An 18,902-nucleotide genomic window follows, 5' to 3' on the forward strand; every position below is an offset into this window, starting at 1 on the left:
CAAAAAACCATAATAAAAAGCGTTTGTCTGCTTCAGATCAGCCAGACAAACGGTCTTCAATAAAACCAAAGGGAAGCAGGCTCTGGATGCTTTTCACCTTTATCACTTCTCCGTCCATACAATAAAACAACACCTGGATCTCCTTTCCCTGACGGCGTTCAAATTCGGCCATCACTTGCAGGCATGCCCCGCAGGAAGTAACTGGTTTTTCTATTTTGAAATTTCCTGTATAAGCTGTTATCGCCATGCGTTCTATCACAGCTCCGGGATGGCCCGAACCAATGGCAAAAAGCGCCACACGTTCTGCACACAATCCCGAAGGATACGCGACATTTTCCTGGTTGCTGCCCAGCACCACCGCTCCGCCGGCCAAAGCAATGGCCGTACCCACCTTAAAACCCGAATAGGGGGAATAAGAACTGTTCAACGCTTCTTCTGCCTTTACACATAAGGCTTTATCTTCCTCACTTAGTTCACTAAAACTCTTGTAGGACTCATAATTGATAGTTAAATTCAATTGATTCATAAACTAAACATACATATTTCTAAACAAATCATGCAATGGGATTGTTCTAAGCATCAATAATACCGCCCTGTGGCATGATTTTAGATAAAATTTTAGTATTATTAATTAATAAATTACCAACCCACATCACTTGAATAAATATATACGTAAAAGTTTAAAGGTTATTCTATGGACGCTTGCCATTGTTATCGGTCTGGTTGTCCTGCTTGCGCTCTCCTTAAATATCCCTGCGGTGCAGGATTTCGTAAAAACCAAAGCCATTAATTACCTTAAAAACAAGACACATACAGAAGTCCGGCTGGAAAGCATAAATATTTCCCTGCCCAAAGACATTGTACTGAATAAATTTTATATAGAAGATCAGAAAAAAGATACGCTCTTGTACGCCCAGCGCCTTGCGGTCGACATCAGCTTATTTAAATTACTGAGCAACAAAGTAGAAATCAACAACATCGAGCTAGAAAAAATCAGGGCAAATGTAAAAAGGGTACACCCCGACAGCAGCTTTAATTTTTCTTTTCTGGTCAATGCCTTTATGTCGGAAGAAAAAAAGCCCGAAGAGCAGGTCAAAAAAGACACCACCTCGACCTTAAAATTTGCACTGGACAAAATTTCTTTAAAAGACATCGGTTTGTTTTACCAGGATGATGTTGCCGGCAACCAGGCCAGGCTTTCCCTGGGGGAACTGACTTCAAGGATCAAAACATTTGACCTGGACCAGCAGCACTATGTGATCAAATCTTTGTTACTGAAAAACACGTCTTTAACCTACCTGCAGCAAAAACCCCTTACCCAGCTTAAAGCCCAGCTCGAAAAAAGTATAGATACCGCAAAAACCGAAAGCGGCAAACTTCCACTGGTAGAAGTACAGGATTTTGCCTTTAGCCAGGTAAAAATCGGCTTTAACGACCGGATTTCGAAAATGAATGCCGATGTGAACCTGAATGCCTTAAACCTCACACAGCTTTTTGTAGACCTGACCAATAACAATTATAAAGCAGACCAGGCTTTGATTAAAGATTCCAAAGTGAATTTTAGTATGGCCACTAATAGCACCAAAGCCGTATTGGATTTAAAGGACTTTTCTTTAAGCAAACTGCTTGGAGATGTTAAAAACGGAAAATACAGTGCAGATGATGCCCAGTTGAAACAGTCCAACATTTTATTTGCCTTTAAACCCGAAAAACCGGCAAAAAATGCAAAGCCCGGTAAAAAAGATACTGCAGCCAGCGCTCCGCTGTCCTTACTGCTCAAAAAAGTTAGCCTTCAGGACAACCGGGTACAGTTTGACAATCTGGGCGAAAAACCGATCAAAAAGAGGATGGATTTTAACCATTTACTGCTCAGCGGGCTCCACCTCAATGCCGAAAACCTGGCCTACAGTGATGCCGGCATAAAGGTCAATGTAAAAGAAGGCGGTTTAAAAGAAAAAAGTGGCTTTATATTATCCAGGCTGCAGGGCAATGTGGTGTATTCCGACCGCCAGATCAAAGTAGACAAACTCCTGCTGAAAACCCCAAACACCAGCATAGAAAACAACACCCAGCTGAATTATACTTCTATGGATGACCTGACCAAACATCCGGAAAAAGTGAAGCTGTTTTTACAGGTAAAAAATACAACCATAGGTTTAAAAGACGCCGGCTATTTCAGTGATGCCGTTCCTGAAAATTACCAAAAGGAAAAAATAAGGCTCAACGCAGAACTCCGGGGTTATATGAACAACCTGAGCATCCAAAAGCTGCAGGCCGATGGGTTAAAGAACACCCATATTGACGTGAACGGTACGGTAAAAGGCTTACCTGATGTCAATAAAATGTTTGCCGACCTGGACATTAAAAAATTCTCTTTAACCAAAAGTGATTTGCTGGTGATCATTCCAAAAAAATCGATCCCTTCGAATATAGAATTGCCCAATGCCATTAGTGCCAATGGAAAATTCAAAGGCTCCATGAGCAACTTCAATACCGGATTTAACATCAGCACAGATATGGGTACGGCAAAACTGCTGGCCGGCATGAAGGGGCCAAAGGGCAGAGAAAGTTATACCGCCAATGTAAGCCTTAACAATTTTAATGTGGGCCGCTTGTTAAAAATGCAGCCCCAATTAGGGCGTTTAACGGCAAAAGCCGATGTTAAAGGAACAGGGCTGGATGCAAAAAAAGCGAATGCCAGTTTTGAAGCGATCGTAACGAGTGCCTATTACAATAAATACACCTATAAAGATTTAAAACTCAGTGGCACCTATGCCGGGCAAAAATTAAATTTAAAAAGCAATATGGCCGACAGCAATGCCAATTTTAACCTTATTGCCTTTGCAGATATTTCGGGTAAGTACCCTGCCGTTAAAGCCAGCGCGGAGCTGAAACAGGTAGACCTTCAAAAGCTCAATTTCAGCAGCGGCGAATTTAAACTGGCCGGTCTGATTAAGGCCGACATACAAACCGCAGATCCGGATTATTTAAATGGCGATGTGTCGGTCAACAAGCTGCAGGTGGTTAAAGATGGCCAGCGTTTTAATGTAGACACCATATTGGTGCATTCCGAGGCCAGTGCCACACACAATATGCTGAGCCTGAAATCGGAGTTTTTAAGGGCCAAGGTGGATGGAAAATACCAGCTCACCAATCTGGCCCCGGCGGTGATCAACCAGATCAACAAATATTACCAGTTCGGTACGGTCACCAAAATCCCCGACCAGCGTTTCCGGTTTTACGTTAATTTTTACAACCCAAAAATCCTGAAAAATTTCGTACCCGAGCTGAGCACTTTTGCACCGGCAAGAATGAATGGCCTGCTCGATACACAAAAAGACAGCCTGGTCCTGAATGCCTCTTTCCCTAAGGTGGTTTACGGAGCTTACAGTATAGACAGCACCCGTCTGAACATCAACAACAACGACCAGAAACTAAACTATAAGCTGGGCATCAAAAGCCTCCAGAGTGCTTCGCTTGCCTTTTTCAACAATGAGGTGAGCGGCACAGCGGCAAACAACGACCTGAACCTGAACATTTACCTGAGGGACAAAAAAAGAAAAGACAAATACGTGTTGGGCGGCTTGTTTAAATCCATCAATAAAGATTACCGCTTTAGCCTGGACCCGCAAAAACTACTGCTCAATTACGACAAATGGATTGTTGCCCCCGAAAATTACCTGCAGTTCGGGCAATCGGGCATTCTGGCCAATCAGTTTAACATCTCTAACGGGGGCCAGCAGCTGCGCATCAACAGCGAAAGCGATACACCCAACGCTCCCCTTAAAGCCGAGTTTAAGGATTTTAAAATAGAAACTTTAACCCGTTTTGCCGAAGCAGACAGTGCCCTGGTGGGCGGGGTGATCAACGGAACCGTCAATGCCAAAGACCTGGCAGGCAGTCCTAAGTTTGAAGCCAACTTAACCGTCGACCAACTGCGCTATCAGAAAGACCAGCTGGGCACTTTAAGGATAGCGGTAAACAACAATACCGAAAACGCTTTTGAAACCAATATTGCTTTATCAGGTGTACACGAACTGCGGGCCAGCGGCTTTTATTATACTGCCCCTCAAAGTGCCCTGGACATGACCTTAAACATCGACAAAATAGACTTGAAAGCCATTGAAAGCCTGTCGATGGGCCAGATCAGAAAAGGGACAGGAACCGTGAGCGGTGAATTGTCTGTAAAAGGAAGCCTGGATGCACCAAAAGTATTGGGCGACCTTAAATTTAACCAGGCCGGATTTAATGTCGCTTATGTAAACTCCTTTTTCAGAATGCCAAATGAGTCCATCAGCTTTACAGATACAGGCATTAAATTCAACAATTTCACCATTCTGGATTCTTTGAACCAGAAGGCGGTGATTACCGGAGATATCCTCACCTCTACTTACCGGGACTTTAAATTCAACATGGACATCCGGACCAATAATTTCAGGGCCCTGAACTCCACGGCAAAGGACAATTCCATGATCTATGGAACTGTATACCTGACCAGCTCCATAAAAGTCAGGGGCGATTTGAACCAGCCCGATGTAAACATGAATGTCAGGGTAGAAGACAAAACCAAGTTTTTCTTTGCCGTACCACCTGACGACCCCTCCATTATTGACCAGGAAGGGATTGTTCAGTTTGTGGACTTCAACTCCCCTCCTTATAACGGACAGAAAGCGCTAACGGTAAAAGACTCTGTGAACAAAGCCCCTATTAAAGGTTTTAACCTGAGTGCCACCATTAACATTGATCCCAATGCCGAGTTGAATGTCGTGGTGGACCCAACCAATGGCGATATGCTAAAAGTTAAAGGACAGGCCACCCTGACCGCCACCATGGACCCCAGCGGAAAAACGAGCCTGACCGGCCGTTACGAAATTTCCGACGGGAGTTACAACTTGACGGTTGGCCCGGTTAAAAAAACCTTTAAACTGCAGCAGGGCAGCAACATTGTGTGGACCGGAGACCCCACCAGCGCCAATGTAGACCTGACTGCCTCTATAGAGGTCAATGCGGCACCTATAGACCTTACAGGTGATAGATCTGATGCGACCCTAAAAAACAAGCTCCCCTTCCAGGTTTACCTGATGATGACCGGGGAATTGCTTAAACCGGTCATTAAATTTAAAATAGACCTGCCCGAAAATGAAAGGGGCTCCGGAGGAGGTTTGGTATACGGGACCCTGCAGCAGATCAACAGTGACGAGGGACAACTGAACAAACAGGTTTTTGCCCTATTGGTGCTGGGCCGGTTTATTGCCGATAACCCTTTCCAAAGTCTGGCCGGCGGGGGCAATATTGCTTCCAACATTGCCCGTTCCAGTGTGAGTAAACTGCTCACCGAACAGCTCAACAATTTGGCATCCGACCTGGTGAAAGGGGTAGACATTAATTTCGGCATCAACTCATCGGAAAATTATCTTGCCAGCGGGGATATGCAAAACAACACCGCCTTGGAAATCGGGCTTTCCAAAAAACTGCTCAGCGACCGCTTAATTGTAACTGTAGGCAGTTCCTTTGGGCTGGAAGGACAAAACGCTGCACAAAACTCGACCAATATTGCCGGTAACGTCAACATAGAATACCTGCTTTCCAAAGACGGTAAGTACAGGTTAAGGGCCTACCGCCGCAACCAGACCGAAGGAGTGGTAGAAGGACAAATTATTGAAACCGGAGTGGGTTTTGCCCTGGTGGTGGATTATAATAAATTCAGGGAAATTTTCAGAAAATTTTCACAAAAGAAAAGAAACCGTATAGAACAGAAGCCGAAGAATGAGAAAACGAATTAAATCCTGCTTACTGATACTTGCCTGTTTAACCTGGGCTGCCTGCAGCAGCACCAAAAACCTTAAACCCGGGGAGTTTTTATATACCGGAGCGGAGGTCAAAATCAATCCGGATTCTTCGGTAAAGATCGATGACCAGAAAGACGTAAAAGCGGCCCTGCTGGACAAAACCAGACCTAAACCCAATCATGCCATTTTGGGCGTTAAATATAAGCTGGGTTTTTACAACCTGGCCGGAGAACCGGAAAAACCAAAAGGCTTTAAACACTGGATGCGCACCAAACTGGGCGAACCCCCGGTATTGCTCAGCGAAGTAAAACTTCCTTACAACAATGCTGTTTTAAAAAGTTACCTGATTAGCCAGGGCTACCTGCAGGCCGATGTGATGGGCGACACGCTAACCAAAGGAAAAAAAGGGAAAGCCATCTATACCGCAAATACCGGTGCACGTTACAAAATCAGGGAGGTTTCTTTTCCGGCAGACAGTACCGGGGCCCTTGCACAGATTGTCAATAAAAACAAAGCGAAAAGCCTGTTAAAACCGGGCAACAACTACGACCTGGAAGTGTTTAAAAACGAAAGGATCCGCATTGACAACGACCTTAAAGAAAACGGGTATTTTTATTTCAGTCCGGATTACCTGATCCTTCAGGTCGACAGCGCCAAAGGCCATCATCAGGTAGACATCCGGGTAAGGGTCAAAGAAATTGCACCTGAGGCCACCCTGAAACCCTACAGCATCCGAAAAATAAACATCTATCCAAATTACAACGTCCGACGCGACAGCGCTATCCGCAAATCCAAACCCGAGGTTTACAATGACTTTAACATTTACGACCCTGCCCACACCTATAAATCACCGCTTTTTAACCGTCTGGTTTTCTTTAAAAAGAACGAACTCTACAACAGGACCGACCACAGCCGTTCTTTAAACAGAATGGTCAATATCGGTGTTTTCCAGTCTGTAAAAGCAGAATTTACCCCTATTGACAGCTTTAAAAACAACCAGCTGGACTTAAACATTTTCCTGAGCCCTTTAAAGAAAAACTCCCTCACCTTTTCGGTAACCGGCACCAGCAAATCCAATAACTTTATGGGTTCGGAGGTCAAAGTCACCCAAACCACCCGGAACCTGTTCAGGGGCGCCGAACAACTGGACGTGAGTGTGAGCGGTGGCTTTGAAACCCAGGTTGGCGGACAATCGCAGGGACTGAACTCCTACTCTTTAACCGGCGAGGGCAAACTGACTTTCCCAAGGTTTATTACCCCATTTAAAGGCATCAACAGCACCAATGCCTACATTCCCAAAACCGTGGTATCCCTTTCCTATCAGCTGCTGCACCGGGGCTCTTTATACGACCTCAATTCCTTCAGGACCCAGTATGGTTATAAATGGAACGAAAACCAGTACAAGGAACATGCTTTTAACCCCATTTCTGTAAACTATGTAACGTCCAGCTTAACAAACGACACCACCAAAAGGGACAGCATCCTGAATGTAACGCCTGGGCTGAGAAACGTACTGGAAAAACAATTTATTATCGGAAGCACCTATAGCTTTACCTATACCAACCAGTTTGAAGATTTCCGGAAAAACAATATTTACTTTAATGGTACGCTGGAAACCGGTGGCAATGTATGGGGATTGTTTGGCAGTAAAAACCCCGATGGTTCCAAATCCATTGGCGGCCTGCAACTCAATCAGTTTGTCCGGGTAGAAGCCGACTTCAGGAACTATTATAAAATCAGCAAAAACCTCATCTGGGCCAGCCGCCTGGACCTGGGTTATGGTTATGCGTACGGCGGACAAAGTACCCTGCCTTTTGTACGTCAGTTTTTTGCCGGTGGAACAAACGACATTCGTGCCTGGGCAGCAAGGTCCATAGGCCCCGGATCTTTTTATTACAAAAACAGTCCTACCTATGCAAACTCTACCTATGTAGACCAAAGCGGGGACATCAAAGCCCTGATCAGTTCGGAACTGCGCTTTAAATTGTTTAGTATATTTTATGGTGCCCTGTTTGCAGATGCGGGTAACGTATGGCTCCGCAAAGAAGACCCAAGCCGGCTAGGCTCGGGCTTTGACTTTAAAAATGCATTTAATGAATTTGCTGTCGGTACAGGTGCGGGTATTCGCGTAGATGCTTCTATCTTTGTGATCCGTCTGGATGTTGCCTTCCCGGTACGTAAACCTTATAACCAACCAGGTAAGCGCTGGGTATTTAATGAAATTGATTTTGGTGATGCTTTATGGCGCAGGGACAATTTAGTGTATAACATCGGGATCGGCTATCCTTTTTAATTTTAACGTATGCGGTTTATTCATAAGATCATTCATTTTTTTAAATCCCTGTGGAGCCTGTTTGTGGCTGCCGGCAATGGATTCATAGAAGACCGGGTGACCAAACTCAGTGCTTCCTTAGCTTATTACACCATATTTTCCCTCACCCCCTTAATCATCATTGTCATCTCTGCGGCCAGTCTTTTTTTCGGGGACAAACTGGATCCCGACACCCAATTATTTGCCGAAATCAATGACATGATTGGCGAACAGGCCACCAGGCAATTGCAGAGTTTTGTGATCAATGCCAATTTATCGGGCAAAAGCACTTTTGGACTGGTGATCGGTATTGCCACACTGGTTATTGGTTCCACCGCCATTTTTATTGAAATCCAGGACAGCATTAACCTCATCTGGAAAGTCAAAGCCATCCCCAAAAAAGGCTGGAAAAAATTTCTGACCAACCGTTTGCTTTCTTTTTCCCTAATCGTTTCCCTTGGCTTCCTGTTGCTGGTTTCCCTGGTGGTCAACAGTATTGTCATTGGCCTGGGCAACAAAATCGAACAATACATTCCCGAGGTCACCACCCTGGTGATCGAAATTTTTAACAATGTCATTACCCTGGCTGTGGTGACCGGTATTTTCACCATCATTTTTAAGGTGCTTCCCGATGTGATCATCCGCTGGAAACCCGCCATTATAGGCGCACTGTTTACCGCCCTGCTGTTTAGCCTTGGCAAATATGCCATTGGCATTTATATAGAAAAAGGAAATCCCGGTTCGGCTTTTGGTGCTGCAAGTTCACTGATTGTGATTCTGCTTTGGATTTATTATACCGCCATTATTTTGTATTTCGGAGCAGAGTTTACGCAGGCCTATGCAGAAAAATACGACAAGGCCATTGCCCCAAGCAAATATGCCGTTCACACTAAAATTGTGGTGGTCGAAAAAGCAATGGATAAACTGCCGCCCCAGCACCCCAAAGAAACCAAAGCAGATTAAGGCTTTTTTAAATGTATTTTTTAATCTGATCGATCAGTTCTTTTTCCAGAAAAGGTTTAAGCACCAGGTCGTTCATGCCCACCTTTAAATAAGCATCCCTGTTTTCCTGTAAAACATGTGCGGTCACGCCCAGGATCGGAATGCCCGATTTTTCTATTCCGCCATTATATCGGATCTCGTGGGTCAGTTCAACCCCGCCCATCACCGGCATCTGGATATCGGTGAGCACCAGATCATAACTGTTTTTACGGAACAGGTCCAAGGCCTCTTTGCCATCAAAAGCAGAATCGTAATCCATTTTCCATTTTTTTAGAATGGTCTGGGCCAAAAGGATGTTCATTTTGTTGTCGTCCACCAGTAAAATCCGTTTGCCTTCCAGGATACTGGACAGACCTGGCCTTTTATCGGTGACCACCAATTTTTCCGGCATTTCATCCAGGGCATAAGGAATTTCAAAACTGAATACCGATCCTTTATCGGGCACACTACTTACACTGATTTTTCCGCCCTGTAGCTCCACAATTTTTTTACAGATGGCCAGTCCCAGTCCTGTCCCCTGCTGTTTGGTCCTGGAGGGAGAATACACCTGTGAAAATTCATCAAAAATATAGTCCAGGTCTTCCCTGGCAATTCCAATTCCGGTATCCTCTATTTGCGCTTTTAAAATCCCTGCCCTTTTTTCCTCCTGTATAAACTGCACTTTCAGGGTCACTTCCCCTTCGGAAGTAAATTTAATGGCATTGGTCAGTAAATTCATCACCACCTGTTTCAGGCGAAGTTTATCTCCCCCAAGGCAAAGTTCTTTGGCTAAAAACACCTTATTGATCAGCGTGACATTTTTATTTGCCGCCAGAACATTCATGCTGTTGAAAACCTCGTTTATTTCCTCTTCCACAATAAATGGGATATATTCAAAATTGATTTTGCCCACTTCGTATTTGGAAAAATCAAGAATTTCGTTGACCAGTTCCAGCAGCATTTCAGACGATTTACGAATGGCCCTGAGCTGCTCCGACTGTCCTTCATTGAGCGGGCTTTTTCCCAACTGTTCGGAAAACCCGATTACTGAATTGAGCGGTGTTCGCAGCTCATGGCTCATATTGGCCAGAAACCTGCTTTTTGAATGTACTTCCTGTGAAGATCTTTTGCTCAGGTTCAGCAGAAGTTTTTCATTTTTATAAAGTTTAAACGTGTGGTAAACAATCACCACAATTAAACTGAGCAATAAAATTCCGTTGAATATAGAAATTCCGTTGAGGCTCCGGACCTGCTGTTGAAGCTCTGCCCCGACCAGCGTTCTTTCCTGCAGCATGGCCCCAATTTCCTCTTTTTTAAACCGCCTTAAAACAGAGATGATTTCCTCCAGTAATTTCCCGTTGACCGCTAAAATGTCCTTTTCTTCTTTTTTCAGTTTACCCGAAGCGGCATAAAGTTCCCTGTAATAGTTATCCAGTTTTTTGAGTTGTTTTTTACTAAAATGCCTGGAGGGAACAGAGACTACTTTTTTACTTTCTCTTTTAACAACAATAACGGAATCTTTCACATGTGCCTTACCGGAAAAAGCCTCCCCAAGCCGGCCAAAAAATTTCTTTTTCGGGGCCGCTTTTTTAATGGTATCAAAATGAACAATGGTTTTAACTTCTTTCCCCATGCCCGGCACCAGAGTTGGCGGCTGCTGCGCAGAGCGTTCTATAAGGCCAAGTTTAGAAAAGCCCAATATCAGGCTGTCGGTTAGTTTGCGGACTTTGAGGTAATTTTCTGTTTTCAGCTTTTTCTCCCTGGGCAGTCCAGGAAAACTTCCTTTTTTCCCTTTATCCTCCAGTGCGGCATCCAGGTCGTTCAATAAGGCCGATGCTTTTTGCATCTGCAGGGAAAATTTCTGCAGGTAATCTTTGCTGGCGGTAGCCTCGTAGAGTTTAGAGCTGTTGTCTGCCTGATACAAAACATAGACACAGCTGTCGAGTTTTGCATAATCTTCCTGTAAATCCACAAGCCTGGCCAGGTTTTCTTTCAGGGCAGCAACCTTAACACTTCTTTGGTATAAAAAAAAGCCAAACAGGCACAGTACCAGTACAACAAATATGATAACCGAATACCTGAACGAGGACCTTGCTTTTGCTTTAAATGGCATACAAAAAATTTGAAACAGCAAAAGCTGTCAACCTATTTATTTTTTTAGCAAAAGGGATTTGATTAGATTACAATAATAATAAAAAAATTAACTAATTCATAAAGATCAGGCAACATCCAGTGAAGTTTCATCCGGCTCGCTCACTAGCGCCTCTCCTTCAGAAATGATCAGGTCTTCTACTGTATCTTTTTCAATTCTTAGGTTTCTGATGATGTGCTGCTGGCGGTCTGGTGTATTTTTGCCCATGTAGTATTCCAGCAGGCTTTTAATGGTCTGGTCTTTTAAAATTACAGGGTCTAACCTGATGTCTTTACCTATAAACAAACCAAACTCATCCGGCGAGATTTCGCCAAGCCCTTTAAACCTGGTGATTTCTGGTTTACCACCCAGTTTTGCAATCGCCTTTTTACGTTCCTCATCACTATAGCAGTAAATGGTCTCTTTTTTATTGCGCACGCGGAACAAGGGGGTCTGAAGGATATACACATGTCCGGCCCTGACCAGATCAGGAAAAAACTGCAGAAAGAAGGTCATCATCAGCAAACGGATGTGCATCCCGTCGACGTCGGCATCGGTGGCAATAACAATATTGTTGTAATGCAGTCCTTCCAGGCCATCCTCTATATTCAGGGCATGCTGCAAAAGGTTAAACTCTTCATTTTCGTACACCACCTTTTTGGTCAGCTCATAACAGTTTAGCGGTTTTCCCTTTAAACTGAATACCGCCTGGCAATCCACATCCCTCGATTTGGTAATCGAACCCGAAGCAGAATCCCCTTCGGTAATAAACAAAGTGGTTTCGTATCTTTTATCGTGTGTGGAATTGAAGTGTACCTTGCAATCCCTAAGTTTTTTGTTGTGCAGGGAGGCTTTTTTAGCCCGGTCATTGGCCAGCTTTTTAATTCCGGCAATATCTTTACGTTCCCTTTCAGACTGCAGGATCCTTTTGAGCAGGGCATCTGCAACCTCCTGGTTTTTGTGCAGGTAATCGTCCAGTTCCTTTTTAACAAAGTCATTGATAAAGGTCCTTACCGAAGGGCCATCGGGGCCCATATTTTGTGAGCCCAGTTTTGTTTTGGTCTGGGATTCAAAAACCGGCTCCTGTACCCGAATGGAAATGGCCGCAATAATCGAGGCCCGGATGTCCGAAGCATCGTATTCTTTTTTATAAAACTCCCGGATGGTTTTCACCACCGCTTCCCTGAAAGCGGCCTGGTGTGTTCCGCCCTGGGTGGTGTGCTGTCCGTTTACAAAAGAATGGTAATCTTCCCCGTACTGCTGTCCGTGGGTCATGGCAATTTCTATATCGTGCCCTTTCAGGTGAATGATCGGATAACGGATGCTTTCTACGTCTGCCACTTTATGCAGCAGGTCGTACAGGCCCCTTTCGGACAAATATTTTTGTCCGTTATAATTAATGGTCAGCCCGGTATTCAGGAAAACATAATTCCAAACCATGCTCTCCACAAAATCAGAAATGTAATGGTAATTCCGGAAAATACTTTCATCGGGATAAAAGGTAATGGCTGTACCATTACGCTGGGTGGTATCTATGATCGCCTGATCATTGACAATTTCTCCTTTGGAAAATTCTACTTTTTTGGTTTTGCCATCCCGGTAACTCTGCACCACAAATGTAGTGGAAAGGGCATTGACCGCCTTTGTACCCACCCCATTTAAACCCACAGATTTCTGGAAGGCATTACTGTCGTACTTACCCCCTGTGTTGATTTTGGAAACACAATCAATCACCTTGCCCAATGGAATTCCACGGCCGTAATCACGGATGTTTACTTTATGTTCAGAAACCGTCATTTCAATAGAACGTCCGGAACCCATGACAAACTCATCAATAGAGTTGTCAAAAATTTCCTTCAATAAAACATAAATACCATCGTCCTGGGCCGAACCATCGCCAAGCTTTCCGATATACATACCGGGGCGCAATCTGATGTGTTCCTTCCAGTCGAGGGACCGTATACTGTCGTCGTTATAAATTGGTTCTGCCATGATGTGTTGATGTAGAGTCACAAATTTAATGAATAAGCAGGGCTTATCCTTCACAAAGTTTCAACAAATACACAATTTCCATTATCTTCATCAAAAATTAGGGCCTACAGGTTCTAAACCCAAATGTTAAGAACAAACCCGGAAGATGCCTGCAAAAGAACTGCCCCTGAAAAAAGAAATCGCCTATGCGGCAGGAATGATGGGCTGGAGCATTATGACCAATATCATTATTGTCATGCTGCCCTATTTTTACCTGCCCCCAAACAATTCGGGATTGAGCCCCCTGGTGCCGCAGCTGCTGGTTTTTGGTGCATTTAACATTCTTTCATTAATAGCCGCTTCGGGCAGGCTCTTTGATGCCATTTACGATCCTTTTATCGCTTCGTTAAGCGATGCCAGTAAAAACCCGAAAGGAAGGCGTATTCCGATTATGAAGTACGCCATTGTTCCGGCAGTGATTTTCTGCTGCCTGGTTTTTTATCCCCTGTCTAAAGGAGAAAGCATGATCAATGCCTGGTGGCTGACCCTGGTGCTGGCCGGTTTTTTCATTTCCCTAACCTCGTATATTATCCCCTATAATGCATTGCTGGCCGAACTGGCCCACGACACCCAGCAAAAGGTAAAATTATCCACCTATCAGCAGGTGGGCTTTGTGGTGGGAATGATCATTGCGGCCCTGTGCAACAACTATGCAGACCTGATCCAGGAAATTTTCCACATCAGCAGCCGTATGGAGGCCCTTCAGTACACCATGTGGGGCTTATGCATTCTGGCCGGTCTGGTGATGATTATTCCGGTGGTGGCCATTAACGAAAAAGAGTACAGTGAGGCAAAACCAACACACATTCCTTTGCTGCATGCCATTAAAAATACCTTTAGAAATTCCAATTTCAAATATTACCTGATCTCTGATTTTTCTTACTACATCGCCCTGAGCATTATTTCCAGCGGGCTGCTGTTTTTTGTGACCGTACTGCTGGGCCTGCCCGATTCAGACGGAGGAAAATTTATGGGCATTATGGTCCTGTTGTCCCTTGTTTTTTATCCCTTTATCAATTTCGGCTCCAAAAAGTTTGGAAAAAAACCAATGGTTCTGGTGGCCTTTGTGATCCTGAGCCTTATTTTTGTGACCATTTATTTTCTGGGCAAACTGCCCTTCTCCTCTACCGCTCAAATGTATATTTTGGTCAGCTGCGCTTCCTTTCCCCTGGCCGCACTGGGCATTTTACCCAACGCAATACTGGCCGATATTGCGCAAAAAGATACAGAAGAAACCGGTGAAAATCACGAAGGGATGTTTTTTGCGGTGAAATACCTGTTTGTGAAACTTGGGCAAACCATGGGCATTGCGGTTTTTGCCATGCTGACCATTTATGGAAAAGACCCCGGAAACGACCATGGTTTACGTTTAAACGGGGTTGTGGGCTTTATCCTTTGCGTGCTTGCCCTGCTGTTCTTCAGCAGATTTAAAGAAGAAAAATAACTCAAATTTATACGTACCTTTGTACCGAAAAGAAATTTATTCTTTTCTTCTATTAAACATTAAATAAATATACATTGTTATTCAAAGAATTAAATCTGATTGAGCCCATTTTAACTGCGCTGCAAACAGAAGGTTATACCCAACCAACCCCTATACAAGAACAATCCATTCCAACTATATTAAAAGGCCAGGACTTACTGGGCTGTGCACAAACCGGTACTGGTAAAACAGCGGCTTTTGCCATTCCTATGCTTCAGCTGTTATACAAACCTCATGCAAACGTCAAAGGCCCCAGAGCCATTAAAGCGCTGGTTTTAACGCCAACAAGAGAACTTGCCATACAGATTGAAGAAAGCTTTAAAGCTTACGGAAGAAACCTGCCTTTAAAATACCTGGTTATTTTTGGTGGCGTGGGCCAGAAAGCCCAAACCGATGCCTTACACAGGGGTGTAGATATTTTAGTGGCCACACCAGGCCGCTTACTGGACCTGATGGGCCAGGGTTTCATCAGCCTGAAAGACCTGGAAATTTTTGTTCTGGACGAAGCAGACCGAATGCTGGACATGGGCTTTATCCACGATGTCAAAAAGGTCATTGCCAAACTTCCGGCCATCCGCCAGACTTTATTTTTCTCGGCAACCATGCCCGGAGAAATCCAGAAACTAGCCAACACGATTTTAAAGGATCCGACCAAAGTAGAGGTCACCCCGGTTTCTTCTACAGCAGAAAAAATCCAGCAGGCCGTTTATTTTGTAACTAAAAATGACAAACGCAGCTTGCTGAACCATATTCTTCAGGATAAAAGCATTGAAACGGCCCTGGTATTTACCCGCACCAAACATGGTGCCGATAAGGTGGTCAAAGACCTGATCAAGGCTGGTATTAAAGCAGAAGCCATACACGGAAACAAATCGCAGAATGCCAGACAAAGGGCACTGACCAATTTTAAGGCCAGAACAACGCGTATTTTAGTGGCCACAGATATTGCAGCCCGTGGTATTGACGTGGATGAACTGACCCATGTGATCAATTACGAATTGCCGAACATTCCTGAAACTTATGTACACAGAATTGGCCGTACCGGCCGTGCAGGTCTAAGCGGTATCGCTTATTCTTTCTGTGATGCCGAAGAAAAAGAATATTTAAAAGACATAGAAAAGCTGATTGGCCTTTCTGTACCTGTTGCAGAAGACAATCCTTATGCCATGAGCTGGCAAAGCTTAATGGCCGCAGCCGAAAAACCAAAAGCCAAAGGCAATGGTGGTGGCAACCGCGGTGCACAGGGCGGCAGACAAGGTCATCCAAAAGGAAAGCCTCAAGGCCAGCACCAGGACCGCGAACCGAATTTGAGCGGCGCGAAAAGGACACCAAAAAGCGGCAGCAGAAGATGGAGCGGAAAATCCAAACCAAAATCTTCCAATGCCTAAAAAAAGAATTTATTCTTCTAAAAAGCCAGATGACAATATCATCTGGCTTTTTTTTGCCTTAGCCAACCACTTGTTTAGGATCTGGCGCTTTTTTTGAGGAGCATTCGTTAATCCAATATCTTTTTTTTAAATAAAATTAACGTTTGTTATGTCCACGAATCACCCGGTCCAGCCAGTCTATCCTCAATATTTAACGGGCGGTGGTGAAATGGGACAATTGACCAGGGACTACAACTGGTCCGCTAACCTTTTGGGCAGTCCGGAAAACTGGTCACAGAGTTTACTGACCACCATTAGCATTATCCTCAACTCGAGGTTTCCCATGTTTTTATGGTGGGGACCAGAATTGATCCAGTTTTATAACGATGCCTACCGGCCCAGCCTTGGCAATAACGGCAAACACCCCGGCGCCCTGGGTCAAAAAGGGGCAGAATGCTGGCCGGAAATATGGCCGGTGATTAAACCCCTTATCGATCAGGTGATGGCCGGGGGCGATTCGACCTGGAGCGAAGACCAGTTGATCCCGATTTACCGCAACAACAAACTGGAAGATGTATACTGGACCTTTAGCTACAGCCGGGTCAATGGCGAAAGCGGAAAACCCGCCGGTGTGCTGGTGATTTGTAATGAAACCACAGAAAAAATTTATGCCCTGCAAACCCTGCAAAAGGCCAAACTGGAAATAGAACAGGCACAGGCAGAATCAGAGGCCCAAAGGGACACGCTGGAGTCGGCCTTACAGGCGGCTGAGCTGGGCACCTTTGATATGGACCTGGAAAAAGGGACGATGGAATGGAACGACCGCTGCCGGAACCTGTTTGGCATTAGCCACCGCGAGCCCGTAGACTATGAAAAAGATTTTATTGGCGGGCTTCATCCTGATGACCGGGAAAGGATTCTGAACGTGATCGGAAAAAGCTATAACAAATCGGAAAGTAACGGGGATTACGACGTGGAATACCGGACCATTGGTGCCGAAGACCAGAACCTTCGCTGGATCAGGGCCAAAGGAAAAGTCTATTTTGATGTCCATGACCGGGCCCAGCGTTTTGTTGGCGCCGTTCTGGACATTACCGAGCAGAAAATGGACGAGTTCCGTAAAAATGATTTTATTGGCATGGTGAGCCATGAACTTAAAACCCCATTGACCTCGATCAATGCCTATATACAAATGTTGCGGGCAAAGATGAAAAAAACAGAAGACGAAATGATGGTCTCCTTTCTGGATAAAATGAATGCCCAAATCAAAAAAATGACCGGCATGGTGAATGGTTTTCTGAATATATCGCGTCTGGAATCGGGCAAGATCCACCTGGACAAACAGAGCTGTTTTCTGGATGAACTGGTCAAAAACGTGGTGGCGGAATCGGAGTTTACGGCATCGGGGCATCATATTGAGCTGATTTGTAATGAACCCATCCCCATTTATGCAGACCAGGAAAAGATCAGTGCTGTGATTTCCAATTTATTGAGCAACTCAGTAAAATACTCGCCAAAAGGAAAAACCATAGAGGTAAAATGCATGTTAATGGACGCTACTGCTCATTTTAGCATCAAAGATGAAGGTATGGGTATTAAACCTCAGAATATTGAAAAATTGTTTACCCGTTTTTACAGAATAGAAACCAAGCATACCCAGAACATTTCGGGCTTTGGAATAGGGCTTTACCTCTGTGCAGAAATTATCCAGCACCATGAAGGGAAAATCTGGGTAGAAAGTGAATCGGCAAAAGGTTCGACCTTTTACTTTAGCCTGCCTGCGGCGCAAGAAGTTAGTCTAACTTCAACAGCTCAGCTTGCCTAGGGAAAATTAGCTTAAGCTGGTTCCTGTTGCCTTCTTTTAGTTCTTTGCGGATCAGGACTTCCTTAGCGGCCGGCGGTTTAATGTGGGTGACAATAAAGGAAACCTTTTCTAAAGTTCCGGCTTTGCAAAGCTGCCCAAGGGCTTTCGTTTCTTGATAAAACAATTTCGGTGTCAGGTGTCCAAAAAGCAAGTTTTCGGGCTGTTCATTGGGAAAAGAAACCTCCAGAAAAATGGCTTTTAATTTTCCTTCACTAATTAGGGGCGCAACCTGCATCCACAGCTTTTGCAATTTATCAGATTTCTCTACTGCATCGGCCCCGGTATCGCCCAGATAAAGTACATAGGCGTCCTGGTTCCGCACTAAAAAAGCCGTGCTCTGGTAAGGGTTCACATGGCTTAGCGGATAAGCCTTTACGGTCATTCCTGTTCCTGCAAGCGGCTGTTCTTTATTTTCTTCCAGCGCCGTATAGGTGTATTTTTTCAGTTGTGGTTTTTCACCTTCATTGGCAAAATTTGCCCAGGCATCCCAGGTAAAATACTTGTCCCTTAATATGCCCAGCACTGTAGGCATCCCGTAAATATTTTTGGGGCTGTCTTCCGGAGAATTGATGATCAGACCAGAAACATGGTCCAGGTGTGCATGTGAAATCAAATAGCCTTTTACCTGGTTTTTTAAAACTTCTTCGGCACTGCCTTTTAAAATTCCGGCCTTTATCGCTTTTCTGATCCCGCTATTGATGGTGCCTGCATCCAAACTGATGTACTGGTCCGTTCCCGCAGCGGCCAGCAGGTAAGCCGAAAGGTTGTCTTCTTCAATTCCGCCCTTTACCCCCAAAGGGATCACTTTAAAACCTAGTTCAGGACCTTGAGCGGCCCCCTTAAAAAAACACGCAGTCAGGATAAGTCCAATCAGACAAACTCTTTTTAGCATAAAAAAAAGATTAATAATTTTAAATGAATTCAAAATACCTTTTCAGTCCTTTC

General features: G+C 44.5%; 10 protein-coding genes. 6 read left to right on the forward strand and 4 right to left on the reverse strand.

All coding sequences use genetic code 11. From position 1 onward, the window contains the following. Nucleotides 1–37: 37 nt before the first annotated feature. Entirely contained in the window at nucleotides 38–526 is a 489-nt protein-coding gene (locus B0O44_RS13385) for a cytidine deaminase (RefSeq protein WP_110831339.1), read from the reverse strand. A 130-nt stretch (nucleotides 527–656) separates the two neighbouring features. Between B0O44_RS13385 and B0O44_RS13390 the strand changes: the two genes are divergently transcribed. From B0O44_RS13390 to B0O44_RS13400, 3 genes are read left to right on the forward strand one after another with little or no spacing between them, the layout of a single operon-like run. Beyond that, entirely contained in the window at nucleotides 657–5,783 is a 5,127-nt protein-coding gene (locus B0O44_RS13390; protein ID WP_110831341.1) for a translocation/assembly module TamB domain-containing protein, read from the forward strand. Further along, nucleotides 5,767–8,082 (forward strand): translocation and assembly module lipoprotein TamL, encoded by a 2,316-nt coding sequence (tamL, locus tag B0O44_RS13395; protein WP_110831344.1) that lies wholly within the window; start codon nucleotides 5,767–5,769, stop codon nucleotides 8,080–8,082. The genes B0O44_RS13390 and tamL overlap by 17 nt, the downstream gene beginning before the upstream one ends. Nucleotides 8,083–8,091: 9 nt before the next feature. Then, nucleotides 8,092–9,063: a YihY/virulence factor BrkB family protein gene (locus B0O44_RS13400; protein WP_110831346.1), complete on the forward strand. Its 972-nt coding sequence runs from the start codon at nucleotides 8,092–8,094 to the stop codon at nucleotides 9,061–9,063. Between the two features lie 7 nt (nucleotides 9,064–9,070). Here B0O44_RS13400 and B0O44_RS13405 read toward each other — a convergent pair whose 3' ends face one another. Beyond that, entirely contained in the window at nucleotides 9,071–11,194 is a 2,124-nt protein-coding gene (locus B0O44_RS13405) for an ATP-binding protein (RefSeq protein ID WP_110831348.1), read from the reverse strand. 105 nt (nucleotides 11,195–11,299) lie between these two features. Then, complete coding sequence (locus B0O44_RS13410) at nucleotides 11,300–13,204, reverse strand: DNA topoisomerase IV subunit B (RefSeq protein WP_110831350.1); 1,905 nt, start codon at nucleotides 13,202–13,204, stop codon at nucleotides 11,300–11,302. A 145-nt stretch (nucleotides 13,205–13,349) separates the two neighbouring features. Here B0O44_RS13410 and B0O44_RS13415 point away from each other — a divergent pair, with 145 nt between their 5' ends. The 3 genes from B0O44_RS13415 (at nucleotide 13,350) to B0O44_RS13425 (ending at nucleotide 17,918) form a co-directional block, all read left to right on the forward strand. After that, nucleotides 13,350–14,687, forward strand: a complete 1,338-nt coding sequence (locus B0O44_RS13415; RefSeq protein ID WP_110831352.1) for an MFS transporter — start codon at nucleotides 13,350–13,352, stop codon at nucleotides 14,685–14,687. Nucleotides 14,688–14,761: 74 nt separating this feature from the next. Next, nucleotides 14,762–16,114 (forward strand): DEAD/DEAH box helicase, encoded by a 1,353-nt coding sequence (locus B0O44_RS13420; protein ID WP_110831354.1) that lies wholly within the window; start codon nucleotides 14,762–14,764, stop codon nucleotides 16,112–16,114. A gap of 148 nt (nucleotides 16,115–16,262) precedes the next feature. Continuing rightward, nucleotides 16,263–17,918 (forward strand): PAS domain-containing sensor histidine kinase, encoded by a 1,656-nt coding sequence (locus B0O44_RS13425; RefSeq protein ID WP_110831356.1) that lies wholly within the window; start codon nucleotides 16,263–16,265, stop codon nucleotides 17,916–17,918. Here B0O44_RS13425 and B0O44_RS13430 read toward each other — a convergent pair. Further along, complete coding sequence (locus B0O44_RS13430) at nucleotides 17,887–18,849, reverse strand: MBL fold metallo-hydrolase (protein ID WP_110831358.1); 963 nt, start codon at nucleotides 18,847–18,849, stop codon at nucleotides 17,887–17,889. The two genes, B0O44_RS13425 and B0O44_RS13430, sit on opposite strands and share 32 nt — an antisense overlap. Nucleotides 18,850–18,902: the final 53 nt, after the last annotated feature.

Origin of the sequence: Pedobacter nutrimenti (assembly GCF_003208655.1) — a bacterium.
GTDB lineage: Bacteria > Bacteroidota > Bacteroidia > Sphingobacteriales > Sphingobacteriaceae > Pedobacter > Pedobacter nutrimenti.

Coding starts and splice junctions, on each gene's coding strand:
- tamL (WP_110831344.1), top strand. CDS start 5,767: ATGAGAAAACGAATTAAATCCTGCTTACTGATACTTGCCTGTTTAACC.
- B0O44_RS13430 (WP_110831358.1), bottom strand. CDS start 18,849: ATGCTAAAAAGAGTTTGTCTGATTGGACTTATCCTGACTGCGTGTTTT.
- B0O44_RS13425 (WP_110831356.1), top strand. CDS start 16,263: ATGTCCACGAATCACCCGGTCCAGCCAGTCTATCCTCAATATTTAACG.
- B0O44_RS13415 (WP_110831352.1), top strand. CDS start 13,350: ATGCCTGCAAAAGAACTGCCCCTGAAAAAAGAAATCGCCTATGCGGCA.
- B0O44_RS13385 (WP_110831339.1), bottom strand. CDS start 526: ATGAATCAATTGAATTTAACTATCAATTATGAGTCCTACAAGAGTTTT.
- B0O44_RS13410 (WP_110831350.1), bottom strand. CDS start 13,204: ATGGCAGAACCAATTTATAACGACGACAGTATACGGTCCCTCGACTGG.
- B0O44_RS13405 (WP_110831348.1), bottom strand. CDS start 11,194: ATGCCATTTAAAGCAAAAGCAAGGTCCTCGTTCAGGTATTCGGTTATC.
- B0O44_RS13400 (WP_110831346.1), top strand. CDS start 8,092: ATGCGGTTTATTCATAAGATCATTCATTTTTTTAAATCCCTGTGGAGC.